The organism is Mycobacterium yunnanensis (genome assembly GCF_025823185.1).
GTDB lineage: Bacteria > Actinomycetota > Actinomycetes > Mycobacteriales > Mycobacteriaceae > Mycobacterium > Mycobacterium yunnanensis.
On the sequence record NZ_JACKVK010000005.1, the window covers coordinates 465,989 to 488,488 of the forward strand.

Annotated in this window: 20 protein-coding genes; 8 read left to right on the top strand and 12 right to left on the bottom strand. The window is 68.5% G+C overall.

The window, feature by feature from the left end:
• Window positions 1-20: 20 nt before the first annotated feature.
• The 8 genes from eccCb (at window position 21) to H7K45_RS09530 (ending at window position 8,147) form a co-directional block, all read left to right on the top strand.
• On the top strand, window positions 21-1,787 hold the full coding sequence (gene eccCb, locus H7K45_RS09495) for a type VII secretion protein EccCb (RefSeq protein ID WP_263995533.1): 1,767 nt from the start codon (window positions 21-23) through the stop codon (window positions 1,785-1,787).
• A 159-nt stretch (window positions 1,788-1,946) separates the two neighbouring features.
• Complete coding sequence (locus tag H7K45_RS09500) at window positions 1,947-2,243, top strand: PE family protein (RefSeq protein WP_263995534.1); 297 nt, start codon at window positions 1,947-1,949, stop codon at window positions 2,241-2,243.
• A gap of 39 nt (window positions 2,244-2,282) precedes the next feature.
• Window positions 2,283-3,635, top strand: a complete 1,353-nt coding sequence (locus H7K45_RS09505; protein WP_276069728.1) for a PPE family protein — start codon at window positions 2,283-2,285, stop codon at window positions 3,633-3,635.
• A gap of 98 nt (window positions 3,636-3,733) precedes the next feature.
• Complete coding sequence (locus tag H7K45_RS09510; RefSeq protein WP_276069729.1) at window positions 3,734-4,039, top strand: WXG100 family type VII secretion target; 306 nt, start codon at window positions 3,734-3,736, stop codon at window positions 4,037-4,039.
• 28 nt (window positions 4,040-4,067) lie between these two features.
• Window positions 4,068-4,358 carry a WXG100 family type VII secretion target gene (locus H7K45_RS09515; RefSeq protein WP_263995536.1) on the top strand — a complete coding sequence of 97 codons (291 nt, stop codon included), beginning with the start codon at window positions 4,068-4,070 and terminating at the stop codon, window positions 4,356-4,358.
• 93 nt (window positions 4,359-4,451) lie between these two features.
• On the top strand, window positions 4,452-5,843 hold the full coding sequence (locus H7K45_RS09520; RefSeq protein WP_263995537.1) for a MinD/ParA family ATP-binding protein: 1,392 nt from the start codon (window positions 4,452-4,454) through the stop codon (window positions 5,841-5,843).
• Window positions 5,840-7,369, top strand: a complete 1,530-nt coding sequence (eccD, locus tag H7K45_RS09525) for a type VII secretion integral membrane protein EccD (RefSeq protein ID WP_263995538.1) — start codon at window positions 5,840-5,842, stop codon at window positions 7,367-7,369. Before H7K45_RS09520 ends, eccD begins: the two co-directional genes overlap by 4 nt.
• 13 nt (window positions 7,370-7,382) lie before the next feature.
• On the top strand, window positions 7,383-8,147 hold the full coding sequence (locus H7K45_RS09530) for a type VII secretion target (protein ID WP_263995539.1): 765 nt from the start codon (window positions 7,383-7,385) through the stop codon (window positions 8,145-8,147).
• A gap of 4 nt (window positions 8,148-8,151) precedes the next feature.
• Here the strand turns inward: H7K45_RS09530 and H7K45_RS09535 are convergent, their stop codons facing one another.
• From H7K45_RS09535 to H7K45_RS09590, 12 genes are all read right to left on the bottom strand, one after another.
• Window positions 8,152-9,528 (bottom strand): EspK C-terminal domain-containing protein, encoded by a 1,377-nt coding sequence (locus H7K45_RS09535; protein WP_263995540.1) that lies wholly within the window; start codon window positions 9,526-9,528, stop codon window positions 8,152-8,154.
• Between the two features lie 1,007 nt (window positions 9,529-10,535).
• Window positions 10,536-11,657: an ESX-1 system-associated protein gene (locus H7K45_RS09540; RefSeq protein ID WP_263995541.1), complete on the bottom strand. Its 1,122-nt coding sequence runs from the start codon at window positions 11,655-11,657 to the stop codon at window positions 10,536-10,538.
• Window positions 11,658-11,882: 225 nt separating this feature from the next.
• Window positions 11,883-12,149 (bottom strand): hypothetical protein, encoded by a 267-nt coding sequence (locus H7K45_RS09545; RefSeq protein WP_263995542.1) that lies wholly within the window; start codon window positions 12,147-12,149, stop codon window positions 11,883-11,885.
• Window positions 12,150-12,285: 136 nt separating this feature from the next.
• The gene (locus tag H7K45_RS09550; protein WP_263995543.1) at window positions 12,286-13,371 is read right to left on the bottom strand and encodes an ESX-1 system-associated protein; all 1,086 of its coding nucleotides are present in this window, start codon (window positions 13,369-13,371) and stop codon (window positions 12,286-12,288) included.
• 46 nt (window positions 13,372-13,417) lie between these two features.
• Entirely contained in the window at window positions 13,418-13,759 is a 342-nt protein-coding gene (locus H7K45_RS09555; RefSeq protein WP_263995544.1) for a YbaB/EbfC family nucleoid-associated protein, read from the bottom strand.
• Window positions 13,756-15,330 carry a PPE domain-containing protein gene (locus tag H7K45_RS09560; RefSeq protein WP_263995545.1) on the bottom strand — a complete coding sequence of 525 codons (1,575 nt, stop codon included), beginning with the start codon at window positions 15,328-15,330 and terminating at the stop codon, window positions 13,756-13,758. The genes H7K45_RS09555 and H7K45_RS09560 overlap by 4 nt, the downstream gene beginning before the upstream one ends.
• 46 nt (window positions 15,331-15,376) lie before the next feature.
• Entirely contained in the window at window positions 15,377-16,774 is a 1,398-nt protein-coding gene (gene eccE / locus H7K45_RS09565) for a type VII secretion protein EccE (protein WP_263995546.1), read from the bottom strand.
• Window positions 16,771-18,102: a type VII secretion-associated serine protease mycosin gene (mycP, locus tag H7K45_RS09570; RefSeq protein ID WP_263995655.1), complete on the bottom strand. Its 1,332-nt coding sequence runs from the start codon at window positions 18,100-18,102 to the stop codon at window positions 16,771-16,773. Before mycP ends, eccE begins: the two co-directional genes overlap by 4 nt.
• 237 nt (window positions 18,103-18,339) lie before the next feature.
• Window positions 18,340-18,597: an HPr family phosphocarrier protein gene (locus H7K45_RS09575; RefSeq protein ID WP_263995547.1), complete on the bottom strand. Its 258-nt coding sequence runs from the start codon at window positions 18,595-18,597 to the stop codon at window positions 18,340-18,342.
• A 33-nt stretch (window positions 18,598-18,630) separates the two neighbouring features.
• Entirely contained in the window at window positions 18,631-20,643 is a 2,013-nt protein-coding gene (locus H7K45_RS09580; protein WP_263995548.1) for a PTS fructose transporter subunit IIABC, read from the bottom strand.
• 32 nt (window positions 20,644-20,675) lie between these two features.
• Window positions 20,676-21,653 (bottom strand): 1-phosphofructokinase family hexose kinase, encoded by a 978-nt coding sequence (locus tag H7K45_RS09585; protein ID WP_263995549.1) that lies wholly within the window; start codon window positions 21,651-21,653, stop codon window positions 20,676-20,678.
• Window positions 21,650-22,429: a DeoR/GlpR family DNA-binding transcription regulator gene (locus H7K45_RS09590; RefSeq protein ID WP_263995550.1), complete on the bottom strand. Its 780-nt coding sequence runs from the start codon at window positions 22,427-22,429 to the stop codon at window positions 21,650-21,652. Before H7K45_RS09590 ends, H7K45_RS09585 begins: the two co-directional genes overlap by 4 nt.
• Window positions 22,430-22,500 lie beyond the last annotated feature (71 nt).

A 22,500-nucleotide genomic window follows, 5' to 3' on the forward strand; every position in this document is an offset into this window, starting at 1 on the left:
CGACGAGCAGGAGTCGAGGAATGACCATCGAGCCTGAACAGCGCGTGTTGCGCGAGGTCGTCCTCGGGCAGCTGGGCACCGGTGAGATGCGGGCCTACCGAATGTGGTTGCCGCCCTTGACCGATCCGACACCGGTCAACGAACTCGTCGCGCGCGACCACCGTCAGCCGTTGCGCTTCGGTCTCGGCATCATGGACGAACCCAGACGACATCGGCAAGAGGTATGGGGCGTCGACGTCTCGGCGGCGGGCGGCAACATCGCCATCGGTGGGGCCCCGCAGACGGGCAAGTCGATGTTCCTGCAGACCCTCGTGCTGTCCGCGGCCGCGACCCACACGCCGCGGCAGGTGCAGTTCTACTGCGTGGACATGGGCGGCGGCGGCCTGATGTACCTGGAGGACCTGCCCCACGTCGGCGGTGTCGCCACCCGCGCGGAACCCGACCGCGTCAACCGCGTCGTCGCCGAGATGAAGGCCGTGCTCCGTCAACGCGAGGCGACGTTCAAGGAGTACCGGGTCGGCTCCATCGCCTCCTACCGGCAGATGCGCGAGGACCCCAGCCACCCGGCGTCGGCGGATCCGTTCGGCGACGTGTTCCTGATCATCGACGGTTGGCCGGCGTTCGTCGCGGAGTTCCCCGAACTCGAGCCCGTCGTCCAAGACCTCGCCGGTCAGGGCCTCGCCTACGGCGTGCACACCATCATCTCGACGCCACGGTGGACCGAGCTCAAGTCCCGCATCCGCGACTACCTGGGCACCAAGGTGGAGTTCCGGCTCGGCGACGTCAACGAGACCCAGGTCGACCGCATCACCCGCGAGATCCCGGCCAACCGGCCCGGGCGCGCCATCTCGATGGAGAAGCACCACCTGATGATGGGGGTGCCGCGGCTCGACGGCGTCCACGGCGTAGCCGACATCGTCCCGGCGATCACGGCGGCCGTGCAGTACGTCTCTTCGCAGCACTCCGACGAGGCGCCCAAGGTGCGGGTGCTTCCCGAGCGCATCTACCTCGACGAACTGGACCCGGCCCCGCCCGGCCCGGACAGCGACTACCGGACGAGGTGGACCATCCCGCTCGGCGTCCGCGAATCCGATCTGTCAGTGGCCTACAGCTCGATGCACTCGTCGCCGCACCTGCTCATCTTTGGTGCGCCGAAGTCGGGCAAGACGCGCATCGCGCACGCCGTCGCGTCGGCCATCTGCGCGCGCAACAGTCCCGAACAGGTCCGGTTCATGCTGGCCGACTACCGCTCGGGTCTACTGGATGCGGTGCCGCAGAGCCACATCATGGACGGTGCCGGCGTCAACCGGAACAACGCTGCCCTGGAGGAGGCCATCAAGGCGTTGGCCTCGGCGTTGAAGCAGAGGCTGCCTCCGCCGGATCTGACCACGGCTCAACTCCGCGCCCGCTCCTGGTGGAAGGGACCCGACGTGGTCCTGCTCGTCGATGACTGGCACATGGTCGTGGGCGCCGGAGGACCGATCGGACCGATGACGCCACTGACGCCGCTGTTGCCCGCGGCGTCGGACATCGGCCTGCACCTCATCGTGACCTGCCAAATGAGTCAGGCCCAGCGCTCGACGATGGACAAGTTCGTCGGCGCCGCCTACGGCGCGGGCTCGCCCACGCTGTTCCTCTCGGGCGAGAAGATGGAGTTCCCCACCAGCGAGTTCAAGCTGAAGCGGCGGCCACCCGGTCAGGGTCTCCTACGTACTCCGGACGGCAAGGAAGTCATCCAGGCGGCGTACGTCGATCCCCCCGAAGAAGAAGTGTTCGCAGCACCCTAGAGGTGCCGGTAATATTCGACACAGACGAATAGCAACAATGCGGGGTACATCCCAGCAAAGGATCCAGGGGGATCCGACGGGGGAGCAAGATTTCCGCTCCGGGCGGGCCGCCTGGCTTCGCAGTCGAGGGATATTCGCAATGAGTGAGGAGTGATCGAAATGCAACCGTTGGAACACAATCCCGCCGCGGTCGGGGTCGGCACCGAGGTGACCGCAAACGGCACCCGCGGCTTGGCGACCGGAATGGCGGCGACGACCGAGGCCAGCGCGTTGGTGCCCGCCGGCGTCGACGAGGTGTCCATCCAGGCGGCCCTGTCGTTTGCGACCGAGGCGCTCGAGATGAATGCGATCAACGCGTTCGCACAGCAGGAATTGGCGCGGGCCGGCCTGCAGTACGTGGAGTCGGCGGCGATCTACGAGGCGGTCGACGCCTCCACCGCCACGACGCTTCTCTAAGACTTCCTCACGACCCAGAGAGATTGAGCTCAGCAAACCATGTCCGCCGTGCCCGCAATGCTCGCCATGTTCTATGGCGCGCTACCGCCCGAGGTCAACACGGGCCGGCTGATGGCGGGTGCGGGCGATGCGCCGATGTATCAGGCCGCCGCCGGGTGGGAGATGTTGGCGATCTCGCTGGAGACGCAGGCCGAGGAACTGGCCGCCAGTTTGGTTGCGTTGCAAGGGTCGTGGCAGGGCTCGGGTAGTCAGCAGGCCATCACCGCCTCGACCCCGATGGTGCAGTGGCTGCGGACCGCGGCGCTGCAGGCGCAGAAGCGCGCAATGCAGGCAATTGCGCAGGCGAGCGCCTATGCCGCGGCGTTGACGACGACGCCGCCGCTGCCCGAGATCGAGCAGAACCACATCACCAACGCGGTGCTCAACGCCACGAACTTCCTCGGTGTGAACACGGCGCCGATCGGCGCCAACGAGTTCGACTACTTCGTGCGCATGTGGAACCAGGCGGCGGGCGCCATGGAGGGATACCAGGCCGAGACGTCGATGAACACCATCTTCGAGCCGGTGCTGCCGCCCAAGCCGATCGTGGTGCCGGGGGTCGGTGAGATGGGCGCTGCGACGGCCGTCGCGCAGAATGCCGCGCTGATGGGCGGCGCCGTCGTCCGTGACGCGACCTTTGCCTACGTCACCGCACAGGGCGCGGTCGACTCGACGAACATGGCGGTGGGCAACGCCGTCGGGCAGGGGGCCTTTGCGGCCGAGCGCGCCGAGGGTGCCTCGCAGAACGCCCAGAACGCCGGCCAGCAGGCAGCCAGCCAGCAGGACAAGCCGCAGCAGGGCATGCAGATGATGACGCAGGTGGCGTCGCAGATCGGGTCGACCGTGGCGCAGCTGCCGCAGCAGCTCGGTCAGATGGTCACCCAGCCGTTGCAGCAGATGACTCAACCGATGCAGCAGTTCACGCAGATGTTCAGCCAGATGGGCAGCAGCTTCGGTTCCGACAAGGGCGCCCAGATCGGATTGATCGGGGCCAGCCCGATGTCGAATCACCCGCTCGCCGGGGGATCGGGTGCGGGGAGCGGCGCAGGACTGGTGCGGGCAGCCTCGTTGCCGGGGATGGGCGGCTCGGCCGCGCGCACACCGCTGATGTCCAGCTTGGTCGCCAGTCCCGAGGCGGCGGCACCGTCCGCCCAGGCCGGCGTCGTCGGTGCCGCGCCCGGTGCAGGAGGTCCCGGAGCTGCGCCGGTCGGCAATTCGGGCGCCGGTGCCGGCGGGCCCATGGGTGCCGCCGGCCAGCACGGCAAGAACGGCGGTGGCGGGACCAGGGCCGGCCTGAAGGTGCCGACCACGCTGCCGACGGACACGCGCGAAGACGACGACGACGACTGGTAACGGTCACCACAGACTTTCCGGCCCGGGGGGCTGGAAGACTCGCCAAAGCCTTGGTGAGGACACAAGGATGAGAGAGGTAAACAGCAATGGGTCAACCGATGCAGACAGACTCAGCGGTCCTCGCCAGCGAGGCCAGCAACTTCGAGTCCATCGCCTCGCAGCTGAGGGCCATCATGAGCCAGGTCGACTCGACCGCCGGCGGACTTGCGACGCACATGGTGGGCCAGGCGGGCACCGCCACCCAGCAGGCATTCGTGCGCTACCAGGAAGCGGCGCTCGTCCAGAAGAACGAGCTCGACGAAATCTCGGCGAACATTCACACCGGCGGCACGCAGTACGCGTCGACCGACGAGGACCAGAGCGCTGCTCTGGGGCAGACCATCAATCTGAACATCCACGGTTAACGACAGCCCGAGCGTCAGGAGACACGACATGAGTGAACAGGTTTGGAACTTCGCGCAGATCGAGGCCGCCGCTGGAGAGGTCCAGGGCTACGGAAGCGCCGTGCACGGGCTGCTCGACGAGGGCACCGCGTCCCTCGGCCGCTTGCAGGCCGCGTGGCAGGGCACCGGCCAGGCGTCCTACGAGGCCGTGCAGATGCGCTGGAACAACGCCTCCACCGAATTGAACGCCGCGCTGCAGAACCTCGCGACCACCATCAGCGAGGCCGGCATGACGATGCAGGGCACCGACCAACACGTTGCGGGTAGCTTCGGCGGCTAATCGTCGCCCTACTTCAGGTGGGCGGCAGGGTGACCGCCCCTCCGCCCACCTATGCACGTCTTCCCGCGATCGAAACACTTTGAGAGGCAACCCATGTCGGCGGACTACGATCGGCTCTTCCACTCCTCGGAGGCGTCACAGCCCGATGAGGAGCCCGTGACCGCCGACCGCGACTCGGTGGCACCGGCCGCACCCGCGCCGGCGGCCCCGGCCCGGGGTGACCTGCCGTCCGGACCGCTGCCCGCACAGGCCCAATCGGCGCCGAGCCCGACGACGGCGTCTCCACCGCGGCCCACCGAGGTGACGATGCAGATGCCCCCGACGAAGGCGGGTGCGCCACGCGTCCAAAACGGGTTGATGCGGGCCCCGCAGGCCGCGACCCAAACCGGTGCGCGCTTCGACCAGCGGGCCACGACCGCGGCGACACCGGCCCGGCCCACGACGGCACCGCCACAGCACTACGCCGACGGGCCGTCCGAAAGCCCCCCGACGTGGGCGTCGGCCCAACAGGCTTCGGTTCCGCCGGCTCCGACGTCGGCCGCGACGATGGGCAATCACCGCGCCATCGACGCTCTGTCGCACGTCGGTGTGCGGTCCGCGGTCAAGATGCCGTCGCAGCGGGGTTGGCGCCACATCGTCTACCTGCTCACCCGAATCAACCTGGGGCTCTCGCCGGACGAGATGTACGAGATGGATCTGCACTCGCGGATCCGCCGGAACGCGCGCGATTCCTACCAAATCGGCATCTTCGGACTCAAGGGCGGTGTCGGCAAGACCGCGGTCACCGTGGCACTCGGTTCGTCGCTGAGCAAGATCCGTGGTGACCGGATCCTCGCGGTCGACGCCGACCCCGACGGCGGCAACCTCGCCGACCGGGCGGGCCGCCAGTCCGCGGCCACGGTGGCAGATCTGTTGTCGGACAAGGAATTGTCGCGGTACAACGACATCCGCGCGTACACCAGCATGAACGGCTCCAATCTCGAGGTCCTCTCCTCGGAGGAGTACAGCGGTGCGCGCCGCGAGTTCAACGACGACGACTGGAAGGGTGCCGTCGGCATCGTGTCGAGGTACTACAACCTCGTCCTCGCCGACTGCGGTGCCGGGCTGTTCCAGCCGGCGTCGCGCGGTGTGCTCTCCACGGTGTCGGGCCTCGTGATCGTCGCCAGCGCATCCATCGACGGTGCCAGGCAAGCCGCGGTCACCATGGACTGGTTGCGGCAGAACGGATATCAGGACCTGCTGGGGCGTTCGTGCGTGGTGATCAACCACGTCACCCCCGGCAAGCCGAACATCGACGTCGACGACCTCGTGCAGCAGTTCGAGCGCCACGTCCCGGCTGGCCGCGTCATCGTCTTGCCCTGGGACAAGCACATCGCCGCGGGTCCCGAGATCCAACTCGATCTGCTCGGCCGCGACTTTCAACGACGGGTCACCGAACTGGCCGCCGCGCTGTCCGACGACTTCGACCGACTCGAACGTCGTTGACCGCCACAGCCGCCGCACCCACCTCGTCGAGCGTCACGCCCGGCAGGCCTTCGACGACCCGCGTCACGATCCTGACCGGTCGGCGTATGACCGATTTGGTGCTGCCGGCGGCGGCGCCCGTCGAGACCTACATCGACGAGACCGTCTCCGTGCTCGCGGAACTGCTGGAGGACACCCCGGCCGACGTGCTGGCGGGGTTCGACTTCAAGGCGCAGGGAGAGTGGGCGTTCGCGCGTCCGGGTGCACCGCCGCTGAAGGCGTCCGAGTCGCTTGACGACGCCGGTGTCGTCGACGGTGCGCTGTTGACTCTCGTCTCGGTGAGCCGCACCGAGCGGTACCGACCGCTGGTCGAGGACGTGATCGACGCGATCGCGGTTCTGGACGAGTCGCCTGAATTCGACCGCCGCGCCCTGAATCGGTTCGTCGGGCTGACGATTCCGGTCGTCTCGACGATCGTGGCACTGCTGGTCGTGCTGAGTTGGGCGCAGACCGACCACGGCTGGTGGTGGACGCTGGCGCTGGGGCTGCTCGGCGTCGGCACCTTCGTCGGCAGCGTGGTGGCACGCAACCGTTACGGCAATCCGAGTACCTCGGAGAGCCTGCTGATCGCCTCTCTCGCACCGCTCGCCGGCGCCGCGGCGTTGGCGGTGCCACTTCCCGTCGGGGTCGACGGCTTAGGCGCGCCCAACGTCGCGGGCGCCGCGGCGGTGGTGCTCTTGGTCGTACTCGCGTCGCGTGGTGGTCCGCGTAAGCGTGCCGAGGTCGCCTCGTTCCTGGCCGTCGGCGCCGTCGCAGTGACGCTGGCCGCGGTGGCCTACGGTTACGGCTGGCAGGAATGGGTGCCCGCGGGTGCCATCGCATTCGGCATGATCGTGGTGACCAACTCCGCGAAGATGACCGTGGCCGTCGCGCGAATTGCGTTGCCGCCCATCCCGGCCCCGGGTGAGACGGTCGCGAACGAAGAACTGCTGGACCCGGTGTCGGCCCACGAGGCGACCGACGAGGAGTCGCCCACCTGGCAGGCGATCATTGCCTCGGTCCCGGAGTCGGCTGCCCGCCTGACCGAGCGCAGCCACTTGGCCAAGCATCTACTCATCGGCTTCCTCTCGGCGGGCGTGCTGGTGCTCGCCGCCGGCGCGATAACCGTCGTCGAGCAGGGCCACTTCTTCGTCCACAGCTTGATCGTGGCGGGCCTGGTGACGACCCTGTGTGCCTTCCGATCCCGGCTCTACGCCGAAAGATGGTGCGCGTGGGCCCTTCTCGCTGCCACCGTCGCGATTCCCACCGGTGTGGTGATCAGGTTGACGCTGTGGGATCCGAGCAGCGCATGGCTGGTGCTCAGCATCTACGTGGCCGGTGCCGTGGTGACGCTGATCCTAATCGGCGCCACCGAGGGCGTGCGGCGCGTGTCGCCGGTGACCAAGCGCATCCTCGAGCTCTTGGACGGGGTGGCCATCGCGGCGGTCATCCCGCTGTTGCTGTGGATTGCGGGCGTCTACGACCTGCTGCGAAACATCCGGTTCTGAGCGGAGGCGTGACATGGGAAGCAGCCCCGGTGGTTATCCGACTCTGAAGGTGGATCCGGAACTCCTGCAGAAGTACGGCGGTCAGCTGCTCGCTGCCGCGGGAGACCTCCCCGACGCACCCCCGCCCTTCACGGTGACCGGATCGGATGCGATCAGTCAGGCCATCTCGGAGAAGTTGCAAGGCCTCGAAGACCCGATCCAACAGCAGCTTCCGCAACTCAAGACCGAGGCGTCGGACACGGCCAACAACGTCATGGCGGCCGCGGGACGCTACTCGGAGACCGACGCTCAGCTCGCCGCCAACTACGAGAAGCTGCAATTCGGTGAGGCGGGCGGTGCCGGCGGCGCGGGCGCTGGTGGTGCTGGTGCCGCTTTGGGCGCGGGTGGCGGCGCCGGGGGCGCGATGGGGCAGATGGGCCAGATGATGAGCATGCCCATGCAGATGGCGAGCCAGGCCGCGCAGATGCCCATGCAGGCGATGAGCGCGCTCGGTCAAGTGCCACAAGGGATCATGCAGGGCGTTCAGCAGATTAGCCAGATGGCTGGGGCAGGCAGCGGTGCCTCGTCGGCGTCCGAGGTCGGCGCGGATAAGCCGGCCGACGGCGACGCGCCGCCGCAGGACGATCGCCGCGAGCAGGACGACAAGCGCTCGCCGGGGGCGGCCGCGGGCGACAAGTCCGCCGAACGGGCTCCCGAGCCGGCACCTCCGGCTGCGGCCGCCGCACCTCGACCAGGGTCACCGCGGCACGCGGCACCGGACCCGACGGTCGAGCTGTAACCGATTAGACCGTCACCTCGGAGCTGATCGCGTCTGACATCAGCACGCTGAGGTGCTGCCAGTACACCCAGTCGGCGATGGCAGATCGTTGGACCTCCGCATCAAGAGCGTTGTGCGCCTTGTGAAGTGCCAACTCTTGAGCGTGATCGGCGTAGGTCACGAACGCTTCGAGGTGAGCGACGCCGCGGTCGGGCGACGTGCTCATCAGCGGCTTGATGAGGGCGAACCACAGTGCCGCGGTCCTGTCCTCGGGGGCGGTGGAATCGGTCGGCGCGACCGGCAGCAGGTCTTGCAATCCGCCGTCGGCGACGGATGCCAGCCGCGTGGCGACGCTGGGTGCGATCACCTCGAGTCGGCTGCGGCCTTGCATCTTTCCGGTCTCCGGGATGTCGTCGCGCTGCAGGACGACCTTCGGGACACCGGGGTCGAAGTTGGCGAACTGCTCCTTGGTGGCGATGACCGCGCGGAGCGTGTGATCGTGGGCTTGAGCCCAGCCCTGGATGGCGAGGATGGGGTAGGTGGCCCACTTGCCGCGGTCGGTCGGGCTGATGGATTCGTCGGCCGAGGCCACCGTGACTTGAGCCGGGAGCTCGACGCCGTCGGGGATGTAGGCCAGACCGAAGCTGTTGGCCACGACGATGGATCCGTCGGCAGTCAGCCCGGTCACCCAGTAGAAGCCGTATTGCGGGGCGCCCATGTTCAGCGCGGCGGCGATGCGGCGGGCCTGGATGAGGGCGGCGTTGGCGTTGCCGCGGTGTCGTTGCATGGCGCCGGCGGTCGAGGCGGACAGGATGGCGTCGCGCTCCAGTCGGGCGGGCGACACCGGGATGGGCGCCACGCCGGCCAGTGCGGGGTCGACTCGGCTGGTCGAGGCGGCGTTGACGCCGGGGCCGGTGCCGGTCGACGCCGCAGGTTGGGCCGGGGTGCCGCTGCCACTTCCTGGGGACGGTGGGCCCGCCGGGGGTGGGGTGGCCGGGGGACCCAAGGGCATCGGCGGTGGCGTCGGGGCACTGGCGGACGGCGAGCCGAATGATCCGTTGCCGCCGGCCATTCCACCGACACCGCCGCCGCTTCCTCCGCCAGCTCCGCCGGTCGACCCGGCGGAGTGCTGGATGGGAGCGGATGCGGCCGGGTCGGTCGGGGGTGCCAGGGGTGTGGGCGGTGGGGCGGTGGCCGCTGCGGGGGACATGGTGGGCTGCGCGGTGGCTGACTGAGCGGTGCTGAGACCCTTGGCGAGCTGATCGGCGGGGGCCTTCTCGCCTCCGCCGCCCGGACCGCCAGTGGCACCCGCCTTGGCCGGCGCGTTCTTGGCGTCGGCGGCCGGATCTGCCTTGGCGCCCATGTCCGCGCTGGCTTTCGCGCCGGCGGACGCACCGCTCATCGACTGCGACGGCGAGGACGCCGAGCCACCTGTTGACGCGCCACCGCCGGTGGACGGGGCTGAAGGAGAACCGCCGCCGCCCATGTTCAGGCTGGGGGCGCTTGGGGGGCTGGGGGCCGGTGGTCGAGGTGCAGGTGTCGAAGGAGCACCGGTCTGGGTGCTGTTGAAGCCAGCGTTCTGCACGTTCTGGGGAGTGCCGCGGTTGTCCGCGTTCTGATTCGAAGCACCGGCTGGTGGAGGTGTAACTGCGGTGACACCGGTAGCCGTTTGCTCGGAGTCGATGTTTTGTGTCTGGGCGGCTGTCGGTGTACGGACACCGTTTGATTGCCCGTTCGGATTCGACGATCCTGACGCGCCTGAGTTGGAGTTCGGTGCGGCAACAGGGCCGGCCCCCACGGCCCCCATGGCCCCCACGGCGCCCATCGCGCCCCGAGGTGTCTCGAGCGATGGGACGTTAATCGAGAAGTCTGGAACGGCCTTATCGGATGGGGGCGGGACGACTTGGCCAGCGCGCACGGCGGCGGCAGCAGCTTTTACAACTGCCTCATTTGCTTGGAGGGCCTGATCAATAACAGCCCGGATAGCGTTGTCACGTTGTTGCTGTTGGTCGGCCTGAATGGACTGCGATAGCATGCCATCAATCGTTTTCTGGGCGGCTTCGCAGTTGGCTATTATTTGATTTTTTGCATTGGTAATAGACGTGAATGCATTGCGGTGGAAATTAATTGCGTCTGCAAGTAGTTCTCCCGTTGAGCGCATCGTGTCGGCTAACTTTTCAATCAGCTTCTCGCCCGCCGCGGACGCCTGACCAAACCAGGTATTGCCGTCGAAAATCCAAGTCTGTGCTCGCAACCATGCTTCTGCAGCTCGCTCCAAGCCGAGGGCTGTCTTGAGGAGCTCGCCAGCCTGATGCGAGTGGGTGTCCTCATCGGCCTCGGGCCAAGCCGTGGGTGGCGTCGTCATCTGGCTTGTGTATTCGCCCGTCGGCCGCGTAATGGTCATTCTAGCTAGCCTGACACCGCGCGACACGCACCAAGAACGACTTGATTCAGTTTGAGCGAGACGTATGAAAGCCAACTGTCAGTGGCGGTGTAATTGTCGCCGACTGCAATATACGCGCGCAGGTAAACGGCCGCCGTAGCGGCGAAATCTTCCAGAGTGGGGTTGTTACTCTCTCTGCCGACTTTTTCCATTCCATCTGCCCAATTTGACATGGCAGGCAATGCTGCCGCCTGAGTTGCGCGCTGCTCGGGTGTCCACTGGTTGGCTGGAATCGATGAGTCCATCCGTTGCCATTCGGCTGCCTCTACATCGAATTGGTCGGACAACTGCTGGAACGAAGTGCACGCCGCGTCCTTGTCAGTGATGAACCGCTGCGGGCTCGAAATATCGGCGGGCTTATCGGTCGATGGCGGCTTGACTGGGTCCAGCGCGACCGAACGCGCGGCCGAACCGTAGGTGATCGCATTACATATCCCCACAAGCGCCGAGCTTGCGTTTACGTTTGCCGAAGCAAGTCCGTTATCTGCCGGCGTGTAGTCGTTAATGCTATCGGCGTACGCCCTTCCATAGGAAATAAACTGCTCGTAGAGCCTAGCTACCACTCGGTTCGGCGTCTGCCTCGCCAGCGGGGCCATCTGGTCGGCTGCATTTTGCGTTGCCTTTGTCACCAACTCCACCTGGGCAAGCTGATCAGGGGTCCAACTCTGCCGCGGTCCCAGCGTGCTGCGTTGTGCGCCCCAACCTTTGGCCTGGATATCGGCCAGGCTGTTGTTGATTCCGACAAATGCGTTGCAGGTGGGCTCGGTTGTAATCACTGACACCGGCCCCGTGTCATTCGCACTGGCGATATCGCTCGTACTGTTCGACGTCGGCGAAGTGCTCCCGGCACCACCGTCGCGCGTGAAAAGCAGTGTGGCCCCAACGGTTATGCCAATCACCAACAGAACCGCCACACCGATCAACAGCCACTTGAGGCTGCCGTTCTGCTTGGGCGGAGGGGTCTGCTGGGGCCATCCCGGCGGCGGTTGTTGAGGCGGGTAACCCGGTTGGCCGTACGGCTGGCCCTGATTGAACGGCGGGTTCGGTTGCTGCGGAGGTGGCCAGCCACCGGAAGGGGGCATGCTCATGCTCGCGTACCTGCGACCGGCAACTGCATTCCTACACCCTCACGAGATCCGCTCATCACGTCGCGAAGTTTACCGACGTGTAGACATATCGAGCCTAAGCCAGGAATGCAGGAGGGCGTTGCATCAATTCAAAAGTGGACTCGCAGCCATCACCCCAATAGACGACGCTGCCGCCACGTTAACGCGGCTTATGAGTGGCCACCGAAAGGTCGTTTCCCGCACGACCTAAACCAACAACGCGACGGCCACTGCCACGACGAGTACCACTAGCACCGCCACCGCGAAGAGCAGCCACCTGCCGCTGCCCTCGGCGTTCTTGGACCCGCCGTGCTCGGTCCACGTGCCGCCGTCCCATCCCGGTGGCGGGGGTTGCTGCTTCGGGCTCGACACCGTCGGGTCGAAAGGCTGACCGTAGGGCTGCTGCCCGCGATCGGTGGGCATGGGGTCCCATTGCTGAGGTGAGGACCATCCGTCCTGAGGAGGCGTGCTCATACCCGCGCTCCCCCGACAAACCCGTACATGTCAGTACCCCCGCCACGTCGCCGGTCGCGCGTCACCCGGCGACGCGCACACGTCTTCACCGTAAGCCGAAAACCGCACTCCCCCGAGCACCAAAATGCCGCATCCGCTACCCCTCGGTCGCCAGGCACGCGGAGTCGATGGCCCCCGTGGCCGCGGACGCGGCACGCGTCAGTGCGCCGTCGGCCGGCACATAGGTCGGCAGCGCCGCGGCGAAGGCCCGGCGATACTCCCCGGCGAACGTCGCGAAGTCCTGGAACACCGCATTCGCACTTCCCTGGGCGAGCGCCTCGACATCACCGGCGAACCCGACCATCACCGGCGCAACGGCGTTGCTGACCCGTTGCTGGGCCGGACCCCACTGGGCCGCCGCGATGGTCGGGTCGGTGCCTCGCCACGGCGCGAACGCCGCGGTGTACTTCTCCACCAGCGCGTGCCACTGCGTGCACACCGGATCTGTCGGCGGCTGGAAGAACCGCGTCGGTGGCCCCGACGCCACCGGGGCTGCGGTGGGCGCCGCCGCCGGCGGAACGAGCCCGGCCCGGGCCGCCGCCGATCCGTTGCCGATCGCCTCGCACATCGACGTCAGCGCCAGCGCCGTGGACGTGGCCACCTGCGCCAGTGCGTCGTTGGCCGGCACGTAGGTGGCGACGCCGTCGGCATAGGCCCCCAAGTAGGCCGCGGTCTGTTCGTACAGCTCACGTACCACGCGGTGCGGTGTCTGCTTCGCCAAGGCGACCGTCTGATCCGCCGCGGTGCGCATTGCAGCGCCGACGGCTTCATAGGTGGCCTTCTGGTTCGCCGACCACGCCGTCGCGGGCGTCGAGGGATCCCGTTGCGCCCAGCCGTTCTGCTCGGCGGCGTTCAGCGCGTCGTTGACCGGCGTCCACGCGGCGCAGGTGGGCTCTTCGGTCACGACGCCCACCGGTCCCGTGTCGGCCGCGCTGGCGAAGTCGGAGGGATTCGGCGACGGGGTGGCGCCCGTCGAACTCACGGCCGCAGCCGTGGGGCCGGGCTCCGCCGAGCTGCCGCTGGACGAGTCTCGGGTGAAGTAGACCGTGGCACCGGCGATCACGCCGAGCACGGCGACCAGCGCCACCGCGATGATCGCCCATTGGGGCAGGCCGCCCGGTTTGGACTCCGACGCCCACGGCCGCTGCGGTCCCCAGTTCGGAGGGCCTGCCGGGGTGTTCACGCGGTCCGTCGCGGCTGGGTGCGGTCCATCGCAATGACTCCCGTTGCTAGTCGTTGGCGTCGTCGAGGTCTGACGTGATCTCTGCGACGACGGAGTCTATGCGTTCACGGTCGGCTTCGATCGAGGCAGACGCCGTAGCGCCCGCGTTCTGTAGGGCTTCGTTCACCCTGGCGGCGACCTCGTCGGCACCGAGTCGCAGCAACCCCTCTTCGATGAAGACGTCGGTCAGCCAGTGGTGACCGTTGAGCGTCACCTCGACGGTCTTTGCTTCGTCGGTCGCGGTGAAGGTCTCGCTGGCCATCTTGTTCAGCTGGTCGTCCATCAACGCCTGCAGGCGCTGCGCCTGCCTGAGCACCGCCGCGACCTGCGGGTGCATGTCCTCGGTCACTGGGAGTCCTTGGGATCCTGCACGGTCCTGCGCTTGCGGTCACCGATCACGCCGCGCGTGTACTCGCGGTCCTCGACGTAAAGGTCCTCGTCGGGGGACAGGCCGGGGGTGCGCCGCTTCTCCTTGCCGCTTTGGGCCTGACCGCCGTGGCCGCCGCCCATTCCACCACCCATGCCGCCGCCCATCGCGCCACCGGCGCCGCCGGCCGCGGTGCCACCGCCCGGGCCGCCCGCACCGGCTGGGCCCGGTCCGACGGATACTCCACCGACGCTGGGCTGCAACGGCATCGAGCCCGCACCGCCGCCAGCTCCGCCGCCGGAACCGCCGCCCGCGCCACCGCCGGCCTCGGCGGCGGCGGGATGCAAGCCGGGGTCGTCGGGCAGGAAGGGGGTGTCCGCCGGTTCGCCACCGGGCAGGCCGCCGCCAGGTGAGCCTCCCGACGGTGACCCACCCCCGGACGGCGACCCGCCACCGGAGCCTGAGCCCTGACCACCGGACGGCTCACCCGCACCCTTCTCCGCCGACATCGGCGAGACGCCTCGTGTTGGTGACTGCGGCATCGTCGGCGACCCGCCGGGCTGCTGTCCCCCGCCCCCGCCCCCGCTGCCGGCACCGCCTCCGCCGGTCGACGGCGATCCGGGGCCCTGTCCCGGGGACCCCTCCTTCCAGTCGGACGGCAGTTGCCTCGGGTCGCCGTTCTCGGTGACCGGCGCCGACGGGGTTCCCACGGGCGGAGGTGGATTGTCGACCGTCACTCGGTCGACCGCGGCGGCGGTCGTGTACTCGTCCTGAATGTCCTCGGACTGCTCGACCAGCTTCTCCATCGCAACCAAGCTCGCATGCTGGTTGGCGGTGGTCATGTTCTCTTCCAACGACTTGTACTGCTCGTAGACCGGATTGTGCTTGCCCACGGCCGCGAGATGGGCGTCCCACACCTTCTGGGCCTCTTGCGCCAACTTCTGCCACTTTTGGCCGAGTTGGGTGATCCAGTTGCCGTAGTCGAAGAACTTGCCGTACGCCTCGTCGGCCGCTTCACCCTCCCAGTTGACGATGGGCGCGATGAACGTCGCCCCCGCCTTTTGCAACGCAACGCCGTTGGCGTCCCACTTGTTGCGGGCGGCTTCGAGCGACGCCCCGTGGTCACCGCTGCCGAGGGCGTCCTGGGCGAGGTCGATGAAGACATTGCCGCCGCTGCTCGTTCGCGACGGCGCCGCAAGTGGGCCCGGTGCCTTTGGCTCCGGGGTCCCGCTACCCGCCGGGACGACGGGTGCCGGTGCGGGCCCGCCGCTGTCGATGCTGTGCCGCGCGGCCTCGTCGAAGTCGTCGTAGGCCTTGGCGACTGACCTCAGCGTCTCGGCCAGGCGCTGCTGCTCCGTCCTCGCGAAGGCTTGATTCTTGGCCAGGTAGTCCGCGTTGGCCTGTAGATGCTCGATGGTTCGTTGCGTGTGAGGCAAGCTATCCGGCGCCTGAAGCCCCGAGGAGAGCCCCTCGGGGTCGGCGAACTCGACATTCGCGACCTGGTTTGCCTTGGTGCGTAGATCGCCCGTGTCGACCTTGATGCCGTCGCCCATCAGTCCCCCTCACGCCCCGCCCACATGTGGCTCCAGAATCGAAGTGTCATGGCTCCAGCGCCATCTGGTAGCGGCTTTCCTCACGCGGGTTGATCAACCGGATCGGCAGCTGGCGGTGGCGTGGTGTGTCGATGAAGTTGTGTCGCAACACGACTCGTCCGACACCGGCGTGCGGTCCCAGATAGGTCGTCGAGTTGGGCCACACGATCTTCGCAACGGTGCCCACGCGGGCGTTGATCAGCCCGGCGAACTCACGGAACTGCGGGCCCAGGGTGATGACGGCGCCGGCCGCGGCCGACCGGATGACGAACTGCGTGAACAGGCGAGCATCGCCGAGGTTGACGCTGACGTCGACGTCGTCGAATGGCATGTACACCGGGTACCGATCGGCGGTCTCCCCGACCAGGACGCCCGCCGATCCGATCGGCAGTTCGTAGTGTCGGTCGGTCGTCGGGCTCTCGCCGTGCAGTGCGGCGCGCTGGCCGCCAAAGAGGCACGAAAAACCGCGCGGTGTCGAGGGTTCCGCGAGCGTCGTCAGCAGAACGGTCGTCGTCGGGGCGGTGCCGGGACGCACCCGCACCCGGGTGATGGTGTGGTCGGCCCGCGCCGACCACCACACGTCCGGACCTCCGGGTGCGGTGTACGCCGCGGTGAACGTGCTGCGCCCCTTGATCAGTGACCACGCCTCGCGCTCGAAGCTGATCTCGGTGGCGCGGTCGAAGTCGTCGAAGCTGCGTCCGCACCTCGCGTCGATTCCGTTGCTGGACAGGTAATCCGCGATACGGGTCGTCGAGGCCACCAGGTAGCGGGCGAGGCCGGCGACGCCGGCGTCACGGCGTAGCGCCGACCTGCGGGTCTCCTCGGGCAGCGCGCGCAGCACGATCCAGGTGCGCCGGTTGGCCGGTGCCGGGTACGGCCCCACCACCTGGTCGTACAGCGCCACCAGGCTCGCCGGGGCGGTGCGGCCCACGCGGTAACCGGCCGAGACCACGTCGGCCTGCAGGTCCGGGCAGTAGGTCGAGATGAGTCGTTCGACGAGTTGGGTGTCGACCACGTCGTCGGTGAACGCCTCGCCGGAGACGATGACCGTCGGGGTGAACGGCCTCGGGACGAGTTCGATGATGGAGATGAGGTGGTCGTCCTGCCACCGCACCGCCACGTGGTCACCGGGAACGACCGTGGCGCCGACCGCCGCGGTCGACGGTGCCGCCGGCGGGACGACGTGGCGACGCCGCCACGCGAACACCGCGGCGATCCAACCGGTAATCCGCCGGCCGCGGACGGTCAGCGTGGTCGCGATCGCAATCAGCACCGCCAGCGTGATCGCCAGCCACATCAGATGTATGTGGACGAAGAACACCACGCACGCCGGGATCAGGACGGCAGCCCAGAGCAGGTGGCCAGTCGTGACGCGAAGACCGAAGAGCGACAGCACGTTCTTCATCGGCGCCTCAGCGCGCGCCTCGCCAGCGCGAGGATGCCAAGGGCCACGGCCAGGCTGACACCCGTCACCACGACGAGCGTGATGGGTCCACGGTCGGGCGGCGGGACGTACACCGGCGCCGGAATCGACTGGACCTTGTAGGGCACCGTCTTCGGACCCGAGGGCACGTCCCACGTCAGCGCGGCCACCGGGTCGATGACGCCGGCGCCCACGTAGTTGTCGACGCCGCCGCCAGGATGCCGCGCCGTGGCGGTGATCCGGTACATGATCTGGGCCGGGGTCAGGTCGGGAAAGCGTTGGCGCAGCAGCGCGGCCAGGCCCGACACGTAGGCGGCGGCGAACGAGGTTCCGTTGATCGGGATCGGGCCGTCTTGGCCCGCAAGCGCGTTGACCGGGTTGCCGTCGTACCCCAGGGCGACGATGTTCTCGGCGGGCGCGGCTGCGCCGAGCCACGGGCCCGACATCGAGAACGTGCTGGGTTGCCCGGTCTGGCCGATGCCGCCGACGGTCAGCACCAACGGCGAGTACCACGCCGGCGAGACGATGGTCTGAACCTGCTTCCAGCCGCGTGGATCGGCCGGAGTCGCCGCGTCGGGCGGGGGGTTCTGGTTGCATTCCTGGCCGGTGTTGCCCGCCGCCACGACGACGACCGCGCCCCTCGCGTTCACCGCGTATTCGATGGCGGCGCCGAGGCTCTTCTCGTCGATGGGCCGCGTGATCTTGTAGCACGCGGCCTCACTGATGTTGATGACCTGCGCCCCCAGGTTGGCAGCGTGCACGATCGACCGGGCGAGGCTGCGCAACGACCCGGCGGTCTGGGTGGTGTTCGGATCGTTCGGGTCGGTCCGCGCCCCCACCGGCTGATAGTTGTCCGACGTTTGACGCAGTGACAACAGCCGGGCGTCGGGGGCGACGCCGATGAACCCGTCCGTGGGAGAGGGCCGACCGCCGATGATCGACGCGGTGAGCGTGCCGTGGCTGTCACAGTCGTTCATGCCGTCGCCAGCCTTGTCGACGAAGTCGCCGCCGGGCAAGGCTGGCACCCGCGCCGAACCGTTCACGCCGGTGTCGATGACGGCGACGGTGACGCCCGCGCCGGTGGCGAACTTCTGCGCGTCGGCGATCCGGAGGTAGTCGTTGGCCCACGGCTTGTCGGCGAAGTTCGCGCCCGGGAAGATCGTCGGGCTCGAGCAGACCCGACGTAGCTCGGTGGGGGTGTCGGGCCCCGTCTCGTCGGGTGGCAGTGCCCCCGGGTCGATGGCGGGCGGCTCGATCGCCACGGCGGGCGGCGCGGTGAACACCGTCAGGAACAGCACGGCGATGAGCATGACGATGCGGCGCGTCACAGGTCACCCCTTCGTTCCCCGACCCGGCCCAGCTGGCGCCGAGACCCCCATAGCAAAGCTGCAGCCGCCCCCTGGGCAGCGCATTCCCTCACGTCAAGCCCCACGAGCACGTGCACAGCGCAATCCTACGATGCAGCTGGAGTGCCCCATGCACCTTTATTGACGGCTCGGGGGGAGGTGCCTGGTGGCACCTCCCCCCGAGTGGGACCTGCGGCGGAGCTAGGCGTCGAGGTCCTTCTGAATGAGCTCCGCTACGGTGCCCAGCGCGGCCTCGTCGTCCGAGGCGACCGTGACCTGAGCGCCGTTGCCGGCCCCGAGGGTCATGATCATCAGCGCCGAGCCGGCGTCGACCGGCTCACCGCCATCGAGGGACAGGGTGACGGGAACGCCGGCGTTGACGACGGCTTCGGCGATGATCGCCGCGGGGCGGGCGTGCAGGCCGATGGACGAACCGACGATGACGGTCTTGGCAGGCATGGTGAATCTCCTTCTGTGATGGGTTCGAGAATGTCAGGCGGCGACGAGTTCGGGTGCGGTATCGCTGTCCGCCTTCTTGGAGAACTGCTTGGCCGTGACCACCGCGGCGGCGGCCACGACGGTGCCCAGCGCCAGGGCGACCAGGAACCAGAGGAGGTTCCCGATGGCGAAGAACACGAAGATGCCGCCGTGGGGAGCCTTCAGCGTCACGTCGAACGCCATGATCAACGCGCCGGTGACCGCGCCGCCCGCCATCATGGACGGGATGACGCGCAGCGGGTCGGCCGCGGCGAACGGGATGGCGCCCTCGGAGATGAACGACGCGCCGAGAAGCCATGCAGCCCGGCCGTTCTCGCGCTCCGGCTCGGTGAACAGCTTGGGACGCACCGTCGATGCGAGCGCCATCGCCAGCGGCGGCACCATGCCGGCGGCCATGACCGCGGCCATGATGCGCAGCGACGACGGATCGGCGACGTTGAGCCCCGCGGTGGCGAAGGCGTAGGCCGCCTTGTTGACGGGCCCGCCCAGGTCGAAGCACATCATCAGGCCAAGGATGACGCCGAGCAGGATCACCGAGCTGCCGGACAGGCCACCGAGCCAGCTGGTCAGGCCCGAGGTGATGGCGGCCAGCGGACGGCCGAGCAGCAGGAACATCAACAGGCCCACGATCAGGGAGGCACCCAGCGGGATGATCACGACCGGCATGAGGCCGCGCATGGCCTTGGGGACGGTGATCTTGCTGATCCACAGTGCGGTGAAGCCGGCGATGAGGCCACCGACGATGCCGCCGATGAACCCGCCGCCCACGAACACGGCCACTGCGCCTGCGGTGAAACCCGGTGCGATGCCGGGCCGGTCGGCGATGGCGAAGGAGATGTAACCGGCAAGGGCGGGCACCAGGAAGCCAAAGGCCAACCCGCCCAAGGTGAACAGCACGGCGCCGAGGTACTGCACGAATCCGCCGGAGGGCAGATTGGTCAGCGAGTTGGTGCTCGCAATGATGTTGCCGAGGGACTGCGTCGCACCCTCGGGCTTGTTCGCGATGTCGTAACCGGCGAACAGGAAGCCAAGGGCGATGAGGAGACCGCCTGCGGCGACGAACGGGATCATGTAGCTGACGCCGGTCAGCAGGATCTGCCGAGTGCGGGTGCCCCAGCCGACGCCGCCCGATGCCGAGGGGCTCGACGACGACGCAGCCCCACCGGCCGACCCCTCGACGCGCGCGGCGTTGGGATCGCCTGCGGCGGCGACCGCTTCGGCCACCATCTTCGCGGGCTCGTTGATGGCACGCTTCACGCCGGAGGCGATGACGGGCTTGCCGGCGAACCGGCCGCGGTCCTTGACGCCCACGTCGGTGGCGAAGATGACGGCGTCGGCGGCGGCGATGACGTCGGCGCCCACCGGGGTGCTGCCCGAGGAACCCTGCGTCTCGACGTGCATCGTGACACCGGCGTCCTTCGCGGCCAGCGCCAGGGAGTCGGCGGCCATGTAGGTGTGCGCAATCCCGGTGGGGCAGGCGGTGATCGCGATCAGCGTCGTGGTCTTCTTCGCCGATTCGGCGGGTGCGGGTGCCGCCGCCGCGGCGGCGGGAGTGGTCTGGGGGTTCACCACACCCTCGACCAGCTCGACGATCTCCTCGGCCGACGTGGCGGCCCGCAGCGATGCGACGAACTCCTTGCGCACCAGGGCGCGGGCCAGGCTCGAGAGCAGCTTCATGTGCTCGGCACCGCCGGAGTCGGGAGCCGCGATCAGGAAGGCCAGGTCGGCGGGGCCGTCGGGTGCACCGAAGTCGACGGCGGGGGCGAGCCGCGCGAAGCCGATCGTGGCCTGGTCGACGTAGGGCGAGCGGCAGTGGGGGATGGCAATGCCGCCAGGAAGGCCGGTGGCGGACTGGGCTTCCCGTGCCATCGCGGCCGCGACCAGGCCCGCGCCGTCGGAGGAGCGCCCGGCATCGGCGAGACGCGCGGCGAGCAAGCCGATGACGGCCTCCTTGTCGCCGCCCGCGTCGACGTCCATGGCGACGAGGTCGGTGGTGATGATGGACATGGTTCTCTTTCCTCTGGTGTGAGTCGGGTCGGTCAGGGGCGGACGGCGGACGGGGTGATGCTGAACACGCGAACGGCATTCACGTCGACTTGCGACGGCGCGGGTAGCGCAGAGCCTGGCAGGGCGGCCGCGGCGCTGCCGTAGGCCACCGCCATCTGCAGTCGACGGGGAGGCTCGGCCCCGCCGACGGCGGCGCGCACGTAGCCGGCCAGCGACGAATCGCCGGCGCCGACGGTGCTTTTCGGGGTGATGGGCGGCGGGGCGGCCATCCAGCTGCCGGTCGGGTCGACCAGGACGGCACCCGCGGCGCCCAGCGTGACGAGGATGGTCTTGGCGCCGCGCTCGATGAGCTGGTTGGCTGCGGAGATGACGGGTGACGGATCACCCTGTGCGACGGCGTCTTCCAGCTCCTCGGGCGACGCGCCGACCAGTCCGGCGAGCTCCTCGGCGTTGGGCTTCATGAGATCCGGTGCCGCGGTGCCGAAGCCGGCGGCCAGGGCGTCGAGCGGCCGCTCCGAGGTGTCGACGGCGAGCTGGCATGGCGCCCCGGCTAGGCGTGCGACCACGTCGGCGTACCAGTCGTCGGGCACTCCTGGCGGCAGGGAGCCGGAAAGCACGATCCACGAAGCGCTTTCGGCATAGGAGAGCACGGTGTGGGTCAGCGCGTCGAGCGCGGCGGCGTCGAGCGCCGCGCCTGGCTCGTTGAGCTTGGTCGTGGTGCCGTCGGCCTCGGTGATCGCGAGGTTGGTGCGCACGACTCCACCGACGGGCACGGTACGGAAGTTCACCCCGGCGGCGCGCAGGGCGGTCACCATGGCGTCGTCGTCGCCGGCGGGCAGCACGGCGACGGTGTCGAGCCCGGCGAGGCCCAGCGCCCGCGCGACGTTGACGCCCTTGCCGCCGGGCTCACTGGTCGCCGAGGTGACGCGGTGCACCGCGCCGCGCACGAGCGATGCGCCCAGTGACACCGTGCGGTCGATGCTGGGGTTGGGGGTGACGGTGACGATCATTCGGGTGCTCCCGTCACGATGACCTCGACGCCTTCGTCGGTGAGGGTTCGGCGGTCGGCCTCGGAGATCTCGGCGTCGGTGATGAGGGTGTCGACGCTCGAGATCCGGGCGAAGCTGACGAAGTCCTCGTGCCCCACCTTGGTCGAATCGGCGGCGACGACGACGTAGTTGGCGCACGCGACCATGGCGCGCTTCACGGCGGCCTCCTCGCTGTCGGGGGTGGACAGCCCGTGTCGGGCGCTGATGCCGTTGGTTCCGATGAAGGCGATGTCGACGCGGAGGTTGTCGAGGACGCGCAGCGTCTGCTCGCCGACCGCGGCCTGCGTGACGCCCCTGACCCGGCCGCCGAGCAGCTGCAGGGAGACCGTGGACATCGCGGCGAGCCGGGCGGCGATGGGCACCGAGTTGGTGACCACCAGGAGTTGGCGGTCGGTGGGCAACTGGTTGGCGATGCGGGCGGTGGTGGTGCCGGCGTCGAGCAGCACGCTGGCGCCGTTGAGCGGAAAGAACTCCGCAGCCGCCTCGGCGATGGCGTCCTTGTAGTCGGCGCGGGTGGTCTCGCGCTCTCCGACGCCGGGTTCGACGAGGTGCAGCGCCCGGGTGGGGACGGCACCGCCGTGCACGCGACGGAGCACGCCGGCCCGGTCGAGTGCGGCGAGGTCCCGGCGCACGGTCTCGGTGGTGACGTCGTAGGTTTGCGCGAGTTCGGCGACCGAGGCGCGACCCTGGCTGATCACCATTGCGGCGATCGCTTGTTGGCGCTCTTCGGCGTACATGACTCTCCGTTTTTGTGGGTTATGCGGTTCGGTGATGTTGATATAGTTGGTTTTACCCTTGAATATGTTGA